This is a genomic window from Acinetobacter sp. (assembly GCF_036666595.1).
Taxonomy (GTDB): Bacteria; Pseudomonadota; Gammaproteobacteria; order Pseudomonadales; family Moraxellaceae; genus Acinetobacter.
This window is the reverse complement of record NZ_JAVWVO010000005.1, coordinates 54,631-72,688: the sequence shown is the minus strand read 5'-3', so window position 1 is coordinate 72,688 and position 18,058 is coordinate 54,631. Positions and strand designations below refer to the sequence as shown.

The following is an 18,058-nucleotide window of genomic DNA, read 5'->3' as shown; positions in this document are numbered from 1 at the left end:
TCTAACTTTATAAAAATCCTGTCTACAAATATTAGTTAACCAATCGTTATTGGAGATAAGAAAATGTTAAAGCGTCATCTGTTGCTTTCTGCGATGCTTCTTGCAGGTATAAATAGTCAAACCTCCGCGCAAACACAAAAAGCGGATTTAATTATTCGTGGCGGTTCTATTCTCACGATGGAAGGTGCAACCCCTCAATATGTAGAAGCGGTTGCGGTTTCAAAAGGCAAAATTATTTTCACTGGTTCCAACAAAGATGTCAGCAAACTTCAAACCAACAAGACGATTGTTAAAGATCTCAAAAATAAGGTGATGTTACCCGGCTTTATGGATCCGCATAGTCACTTCATTGACTCACTTGCACTCAGTGATCGAATTAATGTTTCAGCACCACCAGTTGGTCCGGCTTCAAACCCAGAACAAATTGTTGCCGAACTGAAAAAAGGCGCTGAGCAAAAGAAATTAAAACCCGGTGAGCTATTGATCGGATGGGGTTATGACGATAATTTAATGCCGAATGGTCAGGTCTTATCACGAGCTGTCTTAGATAAAGCTTTTCCTGAAAACCCCGTGGTGATTGTGCATGTCTCGATGCATGGTGCGGTGTTGAACTCGAAAGGGTTTGAAAAATATGGTTATAAAGATGGCATGCCCACACCTGAAGGCGGCGTAATTCTTCGTGAGGAAGATGGGAAAAGACTACAAGGTTTGGTCATGGAAATGGCGTATTTGCCAATTTCAGCTAAACTTCCCGGTCCAACACTTGCGAATGAAGTTGAAGCAGCCAAAGCAGGGCAAGCGATGTATGCAGCAGCAGGGATTACGACCGCTCAAGAGGGTTTAACCCACGCAGAACAGCTTAAACAGCTCACGCGTATCGCAAGTAAAAATGGCTTATATATCGATGTAGTTTCATATCCATTTGTCACAGACCTAGAAGAAATTTGGAAAACACATCCACCTGCCACATTTGGGAAATATAACCATCGCTTGAAATTAGGCGGATGTAAGATTACAGCAGATGGTTCGCCACAAGGAAAAACCGCTTGGTTTACCACACCGTATTTAACCGGTGGGCCAGCGGGGCAAAAAGATTGGAAGGGGGAGCCTGGGGTTCCACCTGCTCAAATGAAAGCAGCAATGCAAAAATGCTATGACAAAGGCTTACAAGTCCAAATGCATGCGAATGGTGATGCAGCCATCGATTATTTGTTGAAAACACATGCTGAAGTTGCTGGTCAAGATGTTTCAAAAGATCGTCGCACGGTGTGTATTCACTGTCAGTTTGTTCGTCCAGATCAGCTGAAATTGTTAGCGAAATACAACATTATTCCAACCATGTTTACCGACCATACCTTCTTCTTTGGTGATACACATATTAAAAACCGAGGCATGGCGCAAGCAAGCTTTATTAGTCCAATGAAATCAGCCTTGGCAGCAGGACTGAAACCGACCAATCATACGGATGCATTTGTTGTACCTATTGATCAGATGATGACAGTTTGGACAGCAGTGAATCGCCCATTGCGAAGTGGCGGTGTGCTTGGCCCTAACGAGCGAATCAGTGCTTTTGATGCATTGAAGATGATTACAACCAATGTTGCTTATCAATATCGAGAAGAGAATACGAAAGGAACCATTAAAGTGGGTAAGTTGGCTGACTTTGTGGTTCTTTCAGCAGATCCAACTAAAGTTGAACCGATGACAATTAAGGACATTAAAGTCGTAGAAACCATGAAAGAAGGAAAGACCATTTATTCTGCGAAATAATCGTTTGATGTGATTTGAATACCTAATCCTATTTTCAGGGTTAGGTATTTTTTAATATACTGATTAGGTTAATAATAGTGAGTTTAGATTTTTAATATAAGTTAGTTAATATGGTAGGTTTTGTTGCACAAAATTCTCTCTCAAATTTTATTCAGCAATATAATTTCAAGATGATTACCTCTGTTGAATAGACTCATTGGGTTAATTAGTAATTGTACCAGAGTGTTTACTTGATTTTGGTTGCTTTAGAGCCGCTTTAATTTCTAAATATTGATGCAATAAAGTCTACAAATATTAAAATTTTTTAATATATTAGTTAATTGATAAATAATGAATTAAATACAAGTGGAATCTATTTCTAGAGTTTAAATTTTATTGCAGATGAATTAACTTTTTTCATTAAGTAAACCGTTGCAACCATATTGTAACTTTGGATGTTGATTTAAATATTAAATATCTGTAATTAAATAAATATTTTTAAATACATATCCAATCCATCATCGGTGAAATACTGATACGTGGTGTAACTTTCCTGCTCATTCATGAAATGAATAAATATAGGTTTGTCTAATGATAAAAAAGCCTTTAGTTCAAACTAAAGGCTTTTAAGTACTTATTCGTTAGTCGCTGAAACCAACTGGAGCACCAGGCTTAATATAACGCGGCATTTTTTGCCCCGTTTGTTGTGCAACGGCGTGAAGAGTACGTTCGATCCAACCCGCATCCATAATGAACATCAATGAATCGTCATCATTTAAGTTCACATTTGCGCCTTCAATAATCATGAAGCCTTCAGCGCCTTCTGGTGTTGATAACGTATGGATAGAACCTGCTGGTTCAAATAAATAGCTGCCCGCAATTTGAACATCCTCAGGATATTCAACATAATGCCATGAACCTGCTGTTGTATAAAAATGTACAACACCCGTATGGAAGTGGCGTGGAAGAACTGTACCTGCATCAAAGCGTGCACGAATAACCCATACACCATTATCTGGGTCTAAAAAGCAAGGGGTTACATGTACGCCGGGTAATGCGTTTTTGATTTCACCATCATTAACATTAATAGTTAATAAGCGATCTTGATGATTGATTGACTGTGCAATACTCATGACAAACTCCATGTATGTCTTAAATTTAGAATTTGATAATTAAAATCGGTATCAAATATTTCCATGAAACTCAGCATAGCAATGTTTGACTGGATATAAACCACTCGAAATAATGGATTTACTTTTGTTGAGTAAATGTTCATTTCTTCATGAGTCATCAAACATATTCGAGATAGAAATACTGAAACAGTATCTTGTTTTTAAAATGCTTTTATCCGTTTAGAAAATTGAATAGGCACCATCAACTTTCACAATCGCACCATTTACAAAGCTTGCTGCATCAGACGCGAGGAAGATCACCACATTGGCAATTTCTTCAGGCTTACCTAAACGTTGCATGGGTGAACGCTGCATAATTCCATTGAACACTTCAGGCATATCTTTCAATGGTTGAATAAGTGGCGTATCGATCCAACCCGGAGCAACCGCATTGACGCGAATTTTGGCTTGAGCCATGCTCAGTGCATGTGAGAAGGTCAATTGATCAATGGCACCTTTAGAGCAAGAGTAAGCGGGTGCAATGCCTGAACCAAATTGTGCATACAGTGAAGACACGTTAATGATTGATGGATTGTCTGATTTAGCTAAGGCTGTAGCCGCGACTTCACTGATATAAAAAACAGAGATGAGGTTAACTTCTAGCACTTTTCTATAGGTATCTAATTCGTGCTCTGAAACAGAACCCATACCTGCACCGTTGAATAAGGTATCAATGTGATCTACTTTTGCGAAAAAAGCATCGACAGCGGCTTTATTCGTGACATCCATCTCGACAGCTTCAATATCCAAACCTGCGGGAAAAATAGCCTTGGCTGCTTGTAAGCCAAGCGCCCATACTTTTGCTCCACGCTCAGCAAATGCAACTGCAACGGCTTGACCAATACCCGATGTGCCACCAGTCACGACGGCGATTTTATTTTCAAACATTTTTGTGTTGAAAGCGTCCATTTCTTCCGATCCTATTTTCTTTCAGTTTTTGAGTTCAGCCTGTGCTGATGGTTTTACCCTAGAACTTTAAGTGTCGAATGAAAAGAATGGTCTTTAAAAACCATTCTTTCGCATGGTTGCTTCATGTCATGAGGCTGTTAATCTTCAGACATAAATTGATGGATCAATAAGTGAGCAATATTTGTGTTTTCTCATTCTTCGAAAGCATGATTAAACGTTTATCACCACATTAAAAAAACTGTTGTGCTCAGAGGGCAAGATTGAGCCTTTTATGCTGAATAATTAAACAGCTATCTGAGAGAGACTGTCTGAAAATAAGTTTTTAGTTCTCAAAACTGTTAAGGAAAACACATGCGTAAAAAGATCATCTCACGTGCTATAGCGTTGGCTGGCGGTACTTTACTTTCCACAGCCTTAATGGCCAAACCGCCCAATATTTTAGTGATTATGTCGGATGACGTGGGCATGACCAATGTCAGTGCGTATAGCCATGGTGTGATGGGCTACAACACACCGAATATCGACCGTATTGCCAAAGAAGGCATTATGTTTACTGACCATTATGCGCAGCCAAGTTCAACAGCCGGGCGTGCAGCATTTATTACCGGTCAATATCCAATTCGTTCAGGTTTAACCACTGTGGGGCGCCCAGGTTCACCCTTAGGTATTAAGGCGGTCACACCGACGCTCGCAGAAGTACTCAAACCATTGGGTTATATGAATGGTCAGTTTGGTAAAAACCACTTGGGAGACCGTAACGAACATTTGCCAACCGTACATGGTTTTGATGAGTTCTACGGTAATTTGTATCATCTCAATACAGAAGAGACTTCTGAGCAAATTGATTACCCAAAAGATCCTGAATTCCGCAAAAAATTTGGTACACGTGGTGTTCTACATTGTTATGCATCTACAACAGATGATGAAACTACAGACCCGCGCTTTGGTAAAATGGGTAAGCAAAAATGTGAAGATACTGGAGCACTTTCAAGTAAACGGATGGAAACAGTGGATGATGAATTTATCGCAGCCAGCGTAGACTTCATGAAACGCAGTAAAAAATCGGACAAGCCATTTTTTGTGTGGTTAAACCCAAGTCGTATGCACATGTTTACCCATTTACGTCCTGAGCATCGTTATCTCGCTGCAAAGGCAACATCTGAAGAAGATCTGTATGGTAGTGGCATGATTGAACACGATATGCAAGTCGGTCATGTGTTGGATGAAATGAAGAAAATGGGGGTATTGGATAACACTATCATTATTTATACCTCGGATAATGGCCCTGAGCACAGTGCGAAAAATCATGGTGGAACCACGCCATTCCGTGGGGAGAAAATGACCACTTATGAAGGTGGTGTACGTGTTCCAATGATGATCCGCTGGCCTAAACATATTCCTGCTGGACAAGTGAAAACAGGCATTCAGGCGAATATGGATCTTTTCACAACTTTGGCAGCCGTAGCAGGTGATACAAATGTTGTGGAGGAAATGAAAACCAATCGTAAGCAATATATTGATGGTTTAAATAATCTTGATTACTGGACAGGTAAGTCTGCTGAAAGTAAGCGTAGTAATTTCTTGTATTACCATGAATCATCACTTCGTGCTGTTCGAATTAACCAGTGGAAGATTCATTTAGAAACCAGTGAAAACTATTATGACGGCTATCAAAAACAAAAGATTCCATTGGTATTCAACCTGCGTCAGGATCCATATGAGTCATTTGATAGCACAACAGACCGCTCTGAAATTGCTCAAAAAAAATTATGGCTAGGTGAACCAGTAGAGGCATTGATTGGGGAACATATTAAATCTTTGATGGATTATCCACCAGTACAAAAAGCTTCAACGCTTGAGTTTAGTAAGTTGGTTGATAATTTAATGTCACAAAAGAAATAAAATGCATCATGCGTAATCAAGGCAGTCCAGTTTTGGGCTGCTTTTTTTCTTGAGTGCATCAATATTCATTATCTAATTAAGCCCGTCTTTAGGTGACGGTATTGTAAAAATAAAGTTGCTGGTCATAAAATGTTTGTATTTGATGATGTCATCAACAATCAAAAAAGTAGAGTATTCGGATCGCTTTATACCGTCGATCTTTGCTATTTACTTGGCACATTGAAATATTAAAAACAATGCCTCTATTTTTCGATAGAACACTCCCACTGAACACATGAAGAGTGACGGGAGTTTTGCTGAATCAATCACTATGTCGAAGCAGGATTGAATTGAATTTAGCTGAATCATTCAGTATGTTGAATACATAGAAGAATAAAGTATAGGAAAAGCCGATGTTGCTTTTAGAAGAAATTTTTAAAACTAAAAAAGTACAACAGAGTGATGAGTTTAATCTGAGAATACATCGTGGGCTGAGTTGGTTAAAGCAGGCATTACTGCTTGATCATGATCCCGATTTACAATTTATTAGCCTCTGGATTTCTTTCAATGCGATATATGCACAAGACTTGAGGCAAAGTCAGGACAAACAAAGTTTACGTCAGTTCTTACATTTAATATGCCAGCATGATGTCGATCATAGAATTTATAGCATTTTATGGGACAAGTTTAGTCAGCCCATTCGTATGCTCTTAGACAACCAATACACCTATCAAGGCTATTGGGACTATCAAAATAAGAAAATTGGTTTAGAGGTCTGTAAGGCTCAGCTTGAACAGGAAAAGAAGAAAGTGGCGAAAGCGCTACAGCAGAAGCATTCGGTTGATATTTTACTGGTACTGTTTAACCGTTTATATACCTTGAGAAATCAGCTGATGCATGGCGGTTCAACCTATAAGAGTTCATTGAACCGCAAGCAGCTACAAGATGGCTGTCAAATTTTATCGGCTTTGCTGCCTGCATTTTTGTACATTGCTTTGGAAAATGCCGATAGTCTCGATTTGGGTAAACCTTTTTACCCCGTAGCTCAGGTCAGTTAGCGCTCAAAATGAAGTGTCCAAATAAAAAGACAGTTGACTCAGTCAACTGTCTTTTTAAGGGTTAAGCAATGCCATGTCTTTTGCTATACAGGGTATCCAGCAAAGCAAAGACACCCGCCATTATCACCAGTGTAATACCGACTAAACACGTACTACTCCAGCCGCCGTGATGCCATGCATAGACACCCAGTGCCGAGCCACACGCGCCGCCAATAAAATATAAGGTCATATAGATGGAGTTCACCCGAGACTTCGCATCGGGACGTAAACGGAAAATCACGTTTTGGTTACAACTGTGTGTGGTTGCAAGCCCTAAGTTAATCAATGCATAACCGATGATGTAGCTGATGAGAGAACTTCCACCTAAGTATAGAAAGGCCCAACTGAGGGCTAACGTCCCACAGCCGACCCAAGTCAAAAGCAGGGTATGGCCGCGATCGGCCCATTTACCAATCCACTGGGTGGAGAGTGCCCCAAATACACCGACCAAAGTTACCACTCCGACTAAAACATCGGAAAGTTGAAATGGCTCAGAGGTTAACAGTAAGGCAATTGTTGAAAACAGCATGCTCATGGCTGCAAAAGCAAATCCACCTGTGATGGAGCGAAACACCAAACGAGGCTCTTGTTGTAGCAGACTCCCCATGGACTTAAAAATGTCGAAATAGGTGATTTTGAGTTTTGGTAGTTGAGGCAGTTTTCCTTTCATCAGAAGGGCCAACGCAAACATGGCGATGCCACTCAGCACATAAATCATTTTCCAGTGCCATAAGTCGGAGAGTAATCCAGCCACACTGGTCGAGAGTAAGATCCCGACCAATAAGCCACTCATAAGGAAACCGACCACTTCTCCCGTTTTTTCAGGTTTGACTGCCATCGTGGCCAAAGGAATCAGCACTTGTGCTGCGACAGAAAAGAGTCCCGTAATAATGGTACCCAGCCAGAGCATCGATAAGTTGGTGGATGTCGCACAGATAAACAGTCCAGCAGATGCTCCAAACATCAAGAATGGAATCAGTTTGGCTTTGTTCAGCATGTCGCCTAAGGGCACAATGAACAGTAAACCCAAAGCATAGGAAACTTGAGCAAAGGTCACGGTCAAAGCCACTTGTTCTTCTGGGGCTTGAAAGCTTTGCTGAATAGAGGAAATCAAAGGCTGGCAATAATAGTTTGCCCCTGCACATAAGCCGCAGACAATTGCCATCAGCCAGAGCAGAGATTTGTCTCGACTGATGTCGAAAGAAGTATTCATAATAAGCCTTTGATGAGGGAGTATTTTTTTCAGAAAGACGTTTACATCGTGCTTGAGCTAAATAGATGCATCGTTTCAGAAATTGTATACGAAGCTGAGGTAAAAGCCTAAAACAGGCGAGACAATGACTGCATAAAAAAATGTGTCGGAGATGAAAACACAGAAAAGAGTATGACCTATTCTCAGGAGAGCATTTTCGTCCAATGCAATCAAAAAATGATGATGTTTCGAATTTCCTGTCAAAAAATGATAAAAATCTTTAAAAAATTCTGAACATACCCGTCTATTTTGTATGAAATTGTTGCATTCGATCATTTTTACTCATGAAGCACATCAAGCATTTGGGTCAAATTACTGAAATATTCATCTATTTAGGGTGTTTTTGCTCAATTATGGTGCATTTTTACTTAAGCCTAGTGTGCCAATGCACGCCATTATCATCCGATAAAATATGAAAAAACATTTTTGTTGGTCGTTCCGCGTTTCAGATCTACTTAAACGTGATCAATCTCTCTTCGTCTTTTTATATGATCCATTTCAAATACACGGTTCAGTTTGGCTAAATTTTGAGCATTAGCATTTTTGATCGATGTAAAATAGGAGCAGGCCAATTCTAAGCTTTTATAAATGGGGCAAAACTGTCATTTAAGTCAATGCCTGCAAAGTTTACGTGACGGGAGATGGCAAAGCTCAATGAATGAAAGGTTCGGGTTAATGTGAATGTGGTGGTCCATATTCTTGGATTGGTCAAAAAGATCAATACTGCGGAATTAAAAGACTTGGCTTCGTACAAAAAAAGTGCAGATTTGAGTGTGACAGGATCTGTAGTTCAGAAGTTGAATAGAAATAAATCAATTTTTAAGCGGATTCAAAGCAAATAAACGAAATATCACTCAATATTTTTTATGAATCACCAGTTCAGTATATGGGTATTTATTAAATAAATAGTGGGTGGTATTTTAAAAAAGTTTCATTAGAATCCAAAAATTCATAAGAACATCCTGTGAGGAAGCATTGCCTAATGGGTGATGTTTACTTTAAGAAAAACTAGCTTGAGGGACGCTCATGCAGATCGGAATTCCAGCCGAAACTGTCGTCGGTGAAAATCGTGTAGCCGCAACGCCAGAAACGGTAAAAAAGTTGATCAGTGCTGGTCATAGTGTAGTGATTGAACGTAGAGCAGGTGTGAAAGCTGCTTATATCGACAGTGCCTATGAGCAAGTCGGTGCTACGCTGACAGATGATGCCTATACCGGTAGCCAAATGATTTTGAAAGTACGTGCCCCTCAGGGTGCTGAAATTCAAAAGCTTGCGCCAAATACATCGGTTATTGCCATGTTTGACCCGTACCGTAATACGGAGCTTGATCAATTTGCATCACAACAAGTGTCTGCATTTGCTTTGGAGCTACTGCCACGGACTTTATCTCGCGCGCAGAACATGGACGTATTATCTTCACAAGCCAACTTATCTGGTTACAAGTCAGTGCTTCTTGCTGCGGCTGAGTACCAGCGCATGTTCCCAATGTTGATGACGGCTGCGGGTACGGTTAAACCTGCACGTGTCGTGATCATGGGTGTCGGTGTTGCAGGTCTACAAGCGATTGCGACAGCAAAACGTTTGGGTGCTGTGGTTGAAGCAACGGATTTACGTCCGACTGCGAAAGATCAGGTGGAATCTTTGGGTGGCAAATGGTTAGACGTACCTATGTCAGTGGAAGAACAGCAAAAAGCAGCTGATGCTGCGAAAAATGGTTATGGCTGGATGCCGGGCGAAGACTATATCCGCGATCAAGCCATTATTGTGGATAAAGCCGTATCGAATGCTGACATCGTGATCACAACGGCACTTTTACCAGGTCGTGATGCGCCACGTCTGATTAAGGCGGAAACGGTTGCCAAAATGAAACCAGGTTCAATCATCCTCGATATGGCGGTTGAAACAGGCGGTAACGTTGAAGGTTCTAAAAATGGTGAGAATGTTGTGACTGACAACGGTGTGACCATTTTAGGTATTCCAAACATTCCGTCTACAGTTTCAACTGAAGCTTCTGCTTTGTATGCACGAAATGTCTTGAACTTCTTAGATACTCTATTTGATGCAGAGAAAAACTTTGCTATCAATCCTGAAGAAGAAATTCAAAAAGCCCTTCTAGTAACTCATGGCGGTCAAGTACTGCTGAAGCGTGGTTAAGGAGATAGATCATGGTTGAAACAATTACAATTTTCGTCCTTGCCATCTTTGTAGGCTACTACGTCGTGTGGGGCGTTACGCCGGCACTACATACACCGCTTATGGCAGTAACCAATGCGTTGTCATCGATCATCGTGGTGGGCGCAATGATTCAAACTGTAGGAATTCCTGCAATTGGTGTTGATGCGAATGTTGCATTCCAAAGTGTAAATGTCGTGAGCATCTTAGGTGCGATCGCGGTGTTCTTAGCAAGTATCAATATTTTCGGTGGCTTCGCAGTAACAGCGCGTATGCTTGAAATGTTCAAGCCAAAGCAAAAGAAAAAAGAGGGCTAATATATGGAATTCATTCGAGACTATGCGGATTGGTTCTACCTGATTGGTGCTGTCCTCTTTATCTTAACTTTACGTGGTTTGTCTGGCCCGAAGACGGCAATTCAAGGTAACCGTTACGGCATGATCGCAATGGCGATTGCTGTCGTGACCACCTTCTTTGTGGCAGATCATCCTGTGATTTGGATGATTGGCGGTGCGATGGTGCTGGGTGCGATTGTGGGTATTGCCCGTGCGCGTACTGTACCTATGACGCAGATGCCTGAAACGGTCGCATTGATGCACTCATTGGTTGGCTTGGCTGCGGTATTGATTGCGATTGCGGCAATTCTACATAACAACCAACTGACTGCGTTATTTGCACAAAATGAAGCGGCATTAACTGCTGCGGGTGTGCAACATGCACACATGAGCAAGGTTCATTTATTTGAATTGTTCGTGGGCTGTTTTGTCGGTGCGATTACCTTTACAGCATCTGTATTTGCTTATGGTAAATTGGCTGCGAAAAAATGGGCGAAAACTATTTCTGGTGCATGGGTTAAGCCTGTACAAGCGCTGATTTTCCTTGCAATGTTGGCGTGTGGTGTGTACTTCTTCACGACAGGCAACATGAATGCATTCTGGGCCATGACTGTACTTGCACTTGCATTCGGTTGGGTGTGGATTGCACCAGTCGGTGGCGGTGATATGCCAGTGGTGGTATCACTATTGAACTCTTTCTCTGGTTGGGCCGCAGCAGGTATTGGTTTCACACTTGAAAACAATATGTTGATCGTTGCGGGTTCACTGGTGGGTTCTTCAGGTGCGATTCTGTCTTACATCATGTGTAAAGCCATGAACCGTTCAATCATCAACGTTTTGTTTGGTGGTGCAATGGGCGGAACTGCGGTAGCTTCTGCGGACAAAGGCGAACAAGCACAGCGTAACCATCGTTCTGGTTCAGCAGATGACGCAGGCTTCTTGATGTCAAATGCAGACAGCGTTGTGATCGTACCAGGTTATGGTATGGCGCAAGGTCGTGCACAAAATGCGGTGAAAGAACTGTGTGAAATCTTGAAAGAACAAGGTGTAAAAGTGCGCTTCGCCATTCACCCTGTTGCTGGTCGTATGCCGGGTCACATGAACGTACTTTTGGCTGAAGCAGATGTGGCGTATGAAGACATCTTAGAGATGGATGAGATTAACTCTGACTTCCCTGCAACAGATGTGGTGCTTGTGATTGGTGCAAACGACGTGGTCAACCCTGCGGCGAAAGACGATCCAACCTCTCCAATCTATGGCATGCCAATTCTTGAAGCACATAAAGCACGTACCATTATGGTCATCAAACGTTCTATGGCGACAGGTTATGCAGGTCTAGACAACGATTTGTTCTATAACGAAAAAACCATGATGATCTTCGGTGATGCGAAGAAAGTGGTTGAAGATATGACCAAAGCAATCAATGGTGGTGGACACTAATTCTCCTCCTAGAGTGTATAAAGACCACCTTCGGGTGGTTTTTTTATGTTTGCAGCTTTTGCTAAGATGATGTTTAACTTTTCAATAAGAAAACAATATGAACATAAATCAGATTTTGTTTCAGGTGTTGCTGATATTTGGTGTGTTCGTTTTGAGTCAAGCTACTCAGGCTCAGGTCTTCGAAATAAAAAATGCATCGAAGCACTATGATGTAAAAATGACGACGAACTGTACGGACAGGAGCTGTGATGGACAAGCCAATATTGATCTTTACCTAAAAGGGACAACACAGCACTTTCAGCACTTTTCCTCGGCTGAATTGACGATGGATCTGGACGAAACTTACAAACCGTCTGTCAATGTGGTGCAGCTTTATGGTGAGCAAAGCGCATTAATTTTTGATGACTTTAACTTTGACGGGAGTGAGGATGTAGCCATCCGTAATGGTAACTATGGTGCCTATGGTGGACCAACCTACGATGTTTATGTCTTTCATCGAACCAAGAATGAATTTGTTCTGAGTGAGGAGTTGTCGGCCTTAACCCATGAAAATTTGGGTATGTTTGAGGTTGATTCAAAACAGAAAAGAATCTTAACCTTCAATAAAAGTGGGTGTTGTTATCACATCCGTTCGGAATATATCGTGATTCCTAAACACGGCTTGAGTTTAGTCAAAGAGTTTATTGAAGATGCAACAGTTCAAGAGGGAAAGGTTAAAGTGACGGAGCGAACGCTGAATCGTGGTCGTTGGATAGAGAAGGTCCAGTATTATGCTGTGGATGAGTACTATAAAAACTAAAAACCATGTTTTATCAATCCGCTGATATATTCATTTTGACCTCTTGTATGGTGTATCGCTTTTTCACCTTGTTGAATTGCTGCATTTATATTGGCGGACATGGATCATTTTTAAATATATAAAGGTATTGAAACACTGGCATTGATTTTGCAGATGAGATGAATAATCTTTGGGGGATTATTCATGAAAAAAATAAAATACTTACTCTTCTTCGTGTGCTGTATTGCCTTACCCAGTTTTGCCGCAGAGTCCCTGCCAACACAGACTCAAAATATTCAAGAAATTCGTCTCTCGCTTGACAGTGTTTGGGTGGTGCTGGGTGGCATCTTGGTGTTTTTCATGCAAGCAGGTTTTGCCCTGATTGAAAGTGGTTCGGTGCGCTCTAAAAACACCATTAATGTACTCATGAAGAACTATATGGATGCCTGTTTAGGGGGCTTGGTCTTTTGGTTAGTTGGCTTTGGTTTGATGTTTGGTATCAATTCGAGTGGCTGGATAGGAACCTCGCATTTTGCACCCAATGTTCTGGATGACTGGCACTGGAACCTCTTGTTCTTTCAAATGATGTTTGCTGCCACCGCCACGACGATTGCCAGTGGGGCGATGGCTGAGCGGATTCACTTTGTGGCATATATCGTGAGTGCTGCGGTGGTTAGTGGTTTGATCTACCCGATTTTTGGTGCATGGGCTTGGGGGAGCTTATTTGATGGCGAAGGTTGGCTAAAAGCCATGGGCTTTATCGACTTTGCTGGTTCAACGGTGGTGCATTCGATTGGTGGATGGGTGGCCTTAGCCGGAATTATTGTGCTGGGACCTCGTTTAGGGCGGTTTGGGCGCAATGGACAGGTCCATTATTTGGCAGGACATAATTTACCGTTAGTGGCGCTAGGCGGTTTTGTTCTATGGCTGGCATGGTTTGGTTTTAATGCGGCCTCTACTGTGAAGGCGGATGTGAGTATTGGGCGGATTGCTTTGAATACGCATTTGGCGGCGTGTGCTTCGGCAGTTGCCTATATGATTTATACCTTAATACGTGGCAAAGCAATTTTAATGCGCGGCACCATTAATGCCTCCTTGGGTGGACTGGTTGCAATTACGGCGGGCTGTGCAACCATGAGTCCAGTGTATGCCATTATCAGTGGTGCGGTTGCAGGTGTGTTGGTCAGTATTTTACCGGTGGTGATGGAAAAACTCCGCTTGGATGATGTGGTCGATGCGGTGACTGTACATGGTTTTTGTGGGGCGTGGGGTACATTGGCTGCAGGATTGTTTTTTGAAAACCAAATGTTTAATACGGGGATCATTGCGGTACAAGGCTTGGGGATTTTGACAGCCTTTGCGTGGGGTTTTGGTGTGGCATTGATCGTCTTTAAAGTCTTAGACCTCGTTCTTGGTGGTTTGCGGGTGAGTAAACAACATGAACAACGTGGCTTGGACTATACCGAACATGCAGAACTGTCTTATCCCGAGTTTCAGCGTGATGTGACGTTTGAAACTGATGATATGACCAAACGTCATTAATGAAAGAGGATAGCTCATGTCGACTGAAACATTAACTATTGTACAAAAACGCCAAGCGATCGAGCGTGGACTGAGTCAGTACTTACAAGGAACACTTTTAGAGCAAGTATTGAATCACTGGGAAGCGAAATATGGTGATCAACCCTCTTTTGTCCTGAATCGTTTTTTGAGTGAAATTTGTACCACAGAGGAATTACGTTACTTTCGAAAGGACATGCTCAAAAATGTCTTGGCCGAGATGGCCCAAGTTGAAAAACAAGTGTTGTTGAATCCATCTGCAAAAGCATCGAAAAGCGAACAAGGGGGAGCAGCGTTACTCGATGCATTGACGTTTTTTATGCAAAATATCTGTCAAGCGGTCAAAGCTGTTGATGTACATGAGTTTGAGCGTGAAGTGAAAATGCAGCTAGGCGTTCTATCCATTGTGATTGATAGGTATCAGGCCTTGGATGATCGAGCAGTACTCGAAGCTTTGCCTATGACTCAATATGCGCAGGTCTTGACGGTCTGTTATGAAAATTATTGTGAGTTTTATGGTCCAGCAAAAGCAGATCAGCTCTATGCCCATGTGAAGCGCCAAGTGAAAGAGCGCTACCCAATGGTCGATATGCATCGCTTAATTTAAATAAAATTAGACATAAAAAAAGCGACCTTCAGGTCGCTCTTTTCATATTAGGCTACAGTTTCTTCTGGGGCTGCACGCCAAAGGCTTTCTAGGTCGTAGAAACGACGTGCTGTTGGCAACATCACGTGCACAACAACAAAGCCAAGATCAATCAAGATCCATTCTGCATCACGTTCGCCTTCGACACCGAGAGGGCGAAAACCTGCTTTACGTGCTTCTTCAGCAACGTTATCAGCAAGTGCTTTGATGTGACGCGTTGATGTACCGCTTGCAATCACAATTGCATCAGCGACGTTGCTGATTAGGCTGACATCAATCGCTAAAATATCTTTTGCTTTTACATCTTCAAGGGCTTCATGTACAACTTTTAAGCAAGCTTGTACGTCGGCAGCTTGGGTATTCATTGCGAAATCGTGAGAATTAGAAGCGCTGGGCGATGGTTCTAAATTCATAAAGGGAATTTTTCCGGACAATAACTCATCTTATAATATAGCGTTTTTAGGCGAAAATTTCAAATCCGCAATAGTTCAACTTTGAGGATGTGCAGCAAAGTATTTTGCCTTCCATGCAAAGGACTGAGTTGAAACAGTTTTTGGTCGATATTCAGCCGCAATAAAACCGTCATAACTGCTGTGTTGTAGCCATTCAAAAATATTTGCATACATAATTTGTGCAGTATCTGGTTCATGCCGCCCCGGACAGTCTGCAAATTGGATGTGACCAATATCTTGAATATTTTCTTGTAGCCCTTGCAACACATCTTCACCCATCATGGCCATGTGATAGCAGTCGTATTGCATTTTAAGTGTAGGGTGTTGTACTGCTTCTAACATTTCCTGTGCTTGGGCAATATTTTGTACTAAGAAGCGTGGCATATCCGTGCCGTTGATCATTTCAAAGACAGGTTGAATGTCATGTTCACTGAATATATGGCAGGCCAGTTTCAGGTTTTTGGACAAGGTGTTTAAACAGGGCAGTAGGTCTGCATCTAGGGGTTGTTTGCCAGCAAGGATATTCACACTTGGCACTTTGAGTGCGCTGGCATATTGCACTGCTAACTGAAGAGCGTGATGAAACTCTAGCTCTTTGCCGGGGACACCTGCGAGTCCATTTCCACCGGTCATTAAGTCGCCCGCAGGAACGTTAATTAGGCAGAGGCTTAAGTCATGAAGCATAAGCTGAGTTTGAATTTGTTCAATGCTGAGTTCATAGGGGAATTGGATTTCCACATGTTTAAAGCCAGCGGTTTGAGCCAAAGCAAAACGCTCAAGCAGCGGCACTTCGGTAAAAATCATGGATAAATTTACAGCAAGTTTGGTCATGATTTTCTCCTAATTTTATTTGGCTTGCTGTTCTACTTGTAATATGACTGAGGCAAGATCAGCTTCAGCATAGCCTTGTTGTTGGTGTGCTTGCAATTGCTGAAGTGCTCGCGCTGCAACAGGAATGTCGAGTTGGTGCTGCGCAGCAAGCTGCACAGCATTGTTCAAGTCTTTAGACAGGGTTTGAACTTTCCACTGTACGGGCTCAAACAGGTGAGTCGCCATACGTGGACTTAAAATTTGAAAGGGTTTTGAATCGGCAAAACCGCCTGCAAGCGCCGGTGCAAGTAAGCGAGTGTCCACACCAGCTTTGGCTGCTAAAGCAACTGCTTCTGCAATCAGAGTGCTATTGGCTGCCACAATCAGTTGATTACAAATTTTGGTGGCTTGTCCTGTTCCAGTGTTACCCATACAGGTGACACGTTGAGACAAGATATTATAAATCAAAGACAAGTCTTGAATCGTCTGTGTATCGCCACCAGCAAAGATGACCAGCGTACCTTGTTCCGCACCGACAGTCCCTCCTGAAACAGGTGAGTCGATCCATTGCACCTGTTTTTGTTCGGCACGTGCTGCAAGACTCAGGGTTTGCTCCACCGAAAGACTGGAAAAGTCGATGATCACTTGCTTCACCGTCAAAAACGGTTCGATTTGTTCATAAACGCTGAGTGCAGCTTTGTCGTCGGCTAAACAGGTCAGAACTACAGGATAGTCGGCAATATTCTGTAGCGCTAAGTCTGTTGCTCCCAAATCAATGAGGGCATCGCAGGCGCTACTGGTACGGTTCCATACAGCGACGTCGAAACCCGCTTGAAGTAAGCGGGTGGCCATACGGCTGCCCATGAGTCCCATGCCGAGAAATGCAATTTTAGTGTGTCGATCGAAACTCATGGGACCCTCTTTGATTGTCAGTGCTTAAATACTGTTATTTGTATTGGCGTGGTAGATACTGCACGTCGGGTTGTTTATCTTTTTTACGTGCGATTTGGCTGTTTTTACCTAACAGTAATTTGAGTTGCCAAATTTTTTCCAAACGTAAGGATTTTTTAGGCTCATGCTGCATAGCATCCAACACATATTTTGAGGCCATGAGTGCATCTGGTGAGCGTTGTAACATTTCTTCTGCAATGGCTTGAGCTTTAGCAAGCGGTGATTCATCAAGATGTGTGACTAAGCCAATTTCTTTGGCATAAGTTGCATCGAAAATACGAGCCGTAAGTGTTAATTCTTTGGCAAGATCTAGTCCGATCAAACCTTTCAAAGAACGCGTCAGCCCCATATCCGGAACCAGTCCCCAACGGCTTTCCATAATCGACATTTTGGTTGCAGGGTGTGCCACACGAATGTCTGCCGCTAAAGCCAATTGCATACCAGCGCCAAAGCAAAACCCTTCAATCGCGGCAATCACAGGAACAGGCAGTTCTTGCCAAATTAGGAAGGCTTTTTGAAAGAGGCTTTGTCCCGGTTTGATCAGTTCCCATGCAGCATAGGCGCGATTCTTCGGATTGTTCAAATCGGCAAGATCAATGCCTGCACTAAAGACTTGTGCTTCACCAGTAAGGATGACACAGCGAATGCTGAGGTCTTTTTTAATTTTTTCAGCAGTTTTAACCAATTCGCGCAACAGGTCGAAACTCATCGCATTGCGTTTGTCTGGACGGTTAAGTGAAACAGTGGCAATGCCATTTTTGTTTTCAATGCGAAGTAAAGCCATGATGAGAACTCTTATTTTTGCTCGCACGGAGCATAGCATAGCTCCCGTGCGGATAAATGACACCAAGAGT

16 protein-coding genes are annotated in these 18,058 nt (G+C 42.3%); 9 read left to right on the top strand and 7 right to left on the bottom strand.

Annotated elements, in window-relative coordinates; genetic code table 11:
* The first annotated feature begins 63 nt into the window (after window positions 1-63).
* On the top strand, window positions 64-1,770 hold the full coding sequence (locus RR876_RS08480; RefSeq protein ID WP_332477253.1) for an amidohydrolase: 1,707 nt from the start codon (window positions 64-66) through the stop codon (window positions 1,768-1,770).
* 620 nt (window positions 1,771-2,390) lie between these two features.
* On the opposite strand, the gene RR876_RS08475 is transcribed toward RR876_RS08480, so the two are convergent.
* Entirely contained in the window at window positions 2,391-2,882 is a 492-nt protein-coding gene (locus tag RR876_RS08475) for a 2,4'-dihydroxyacetophenone dioxygenase family protein (protein WP_332477254.1), read from the bottom strand.
* Window positions 2,883-3,101: 219 nt separating this feature from the next.
* Window positions 3,102-3,830, bottom strand: coding sequence for an SDR family oxidoreductase (locus RR876_RS08470; protein ID WP_332477255.1), 729 nt, complete (start codon window positions 3,828-3,830; stop codon window positions 3,102-3,104).
* Between the two features lie 351 nt (window positions 3,831-4,181).
* Here RR876_RS08470 and RR876_RS08465 point away from each other — a divergent pair, with 351 nt between their 5' ends.
* Window positions 4,182-5,732: an arylsulfatase gene (locus RR876_RS08465; protein WP_332477256.1), complete on the top strand. Its 1,551-nt coding sequence runs from the start codon at window positions 4,182-4,184 to the stop codon at window positions 5,730-5,732.
* 392 nt (window positions 5,733-6,124) lie between these two features.
* Window positions 6,125-6,769 (top strand): hypothetical protein, encoded by a 645-nt coding sequence (locus RR876_RS08460; RefSeq protein ID WP_332477257.1) that lies wholly within the window; start codon window positions 6,125-6,127, stop codon window positions 6,767-6,769.
* Between the two features lie 61 nt (window positions 6,770-6,830).
* Here the strand turns inward: RR876_RS08460 and RR876_RS08455 are convergent, their stop codons facing one another.
* Window positions 6,831-8,021, bottom strand: coding sequence for an MFS transporter (locus tag RR876_RS08455; RefSeq protein WP_332477258.1), 1,191 nt, complete (start codon window positions 8,019-8,021; stop codon window positions 6,831-6,833).
* 1,065 nt (window positions 8,022-9,086) lie between these two features.
* Between RR876_RS08455 and RR876_RS08450 the strand changes: the two genes are divergently transcribed.
* From RR876_RS08450 to RR876_RS08425, 6 genes are all read left to right on the top strand, one after another.
* Window positions 9,087-10,214 (top strand): NAD(P) transhydrogenase subunit alpha, encoded by a 1,128-nt coding sequence (locus RR876_RS08450; protein ID WP_332477259.1) that lies wholly within the window; start codon window positions 9,087-9,089, stop codon window positions 10,212-10,214.
* An 11-nt stretch (window positions 10,215-10,225) separates the two neighbouring features.
* Window positions 10,226-10,549 (top strand): proton-translocating transhydrogenase family protein, encoded by a 324-nt coding sequence (locus tag RR876_RS08445; protein WP_004692331.1) that lies wholly within the window; start codon window positions 10,226-10,228, stop codon window positions 10,547-10,549.
* Between the two features lie 3 nt (window positions 10,550-10,552).
* Window positions 10,553-12,007 carry an NAD(P)(+) transhydrogenase (Re/Si-specific) subunit beta gene (locus tag RR876_RS08440; protein ID WP_148826712.1) on the top strand — a complete coding sequence of 485 codons (1,455 nt, stop codon included), beginning with the start codon at window positions 10,553-10,555 and terminating at the stop codon, window positions 12,005-12,007.
* Window positions 12,008-12,104: 97 nt separating this feature from the next.
* A complete protein-coding gene (locus RR876_RS08435) occupies window positions 12,105-12,806 on the top strand; it encodes a hypothetical protein (protein WP_332477260.1) in 702 nt (233 codons plus the stop codon).
* 183 nt (window positions 12,807-12,989) lie between these two features.
* Window positions 12,990-14,327, top strand: a complete 1,338-nt coding sequence (locus RR876_RS08430) for an ammonium transporter (protein WP_332477261.1) — start codon at window positions 12,990-12,992, stop codon at window positions 14,325-14,327.
* Window positions 14,328-14,343: 16 nt separating this feature from the next.
* Window positions 14,344-14,952, top strand: a complete 609-nt coding sequence (locus RR876_RS08425; RefSeq protein WP_332477262.1) for a hypothetical protein — start codon at window positions 14,344-14,346, stop codon at window positions 14,950-14,952.
* 47 nt (window positions 14,953-14,999) lie between these two features.
* Here the strand turns inward: RR876_RS08425 and rsfS are convergent, their stop codons facing one another.
* From rsfS to RR876_RS08405, 4 genes are all read right to left on the bottom strand, one after another.
* A complete protein-coding gene (gene rsfS, locus RR876_RS08420) occupies window positions 15,000-15,404 on the bottom strand; it encodes a ribosome silencing factor (protein WP_004692321.1) in 405 nt (134 codons plus the stop codon).
* Window positions 15,405-15,479: 75 nt separating this feature from the next.
* Entirely contained in the window at window positions 15,480-16,274 is a 795-nt protein-coding gene (locus RR876_RS08415; protein ID WP_332477263.1) for a TIM barrel protein, read from the bottom strand.
* Between the two features lie 15 nt (window positions 16,275-16,289).
* A complete protein-coding gene (locus RR876_RS08410) occupies window positions 16,290-17,165 on the bottom strand; it encodes an NAD(P)-dependent oxidoreductase (RefSeq protein ID WP_332477264.1) in 876 nt (291 codons plus the stop codon).
* A gap of 34 nt (window positions 17,166-17,199) precedes the next feature.
* Window positions 17,200-17,988, bottom strand: coding sequence for a crotonase/enoyl-CoA hydratase family protein (locus RR876_RS08405; RefSeq protein WP_332477265.1), 789 nt, complete (start codon window positions 17,986-17,988; stop codon window positions 17,200-17,202).
* Between the last annotated feature and the right edge of the window lie 70 nt (window positions 17,989-18,058).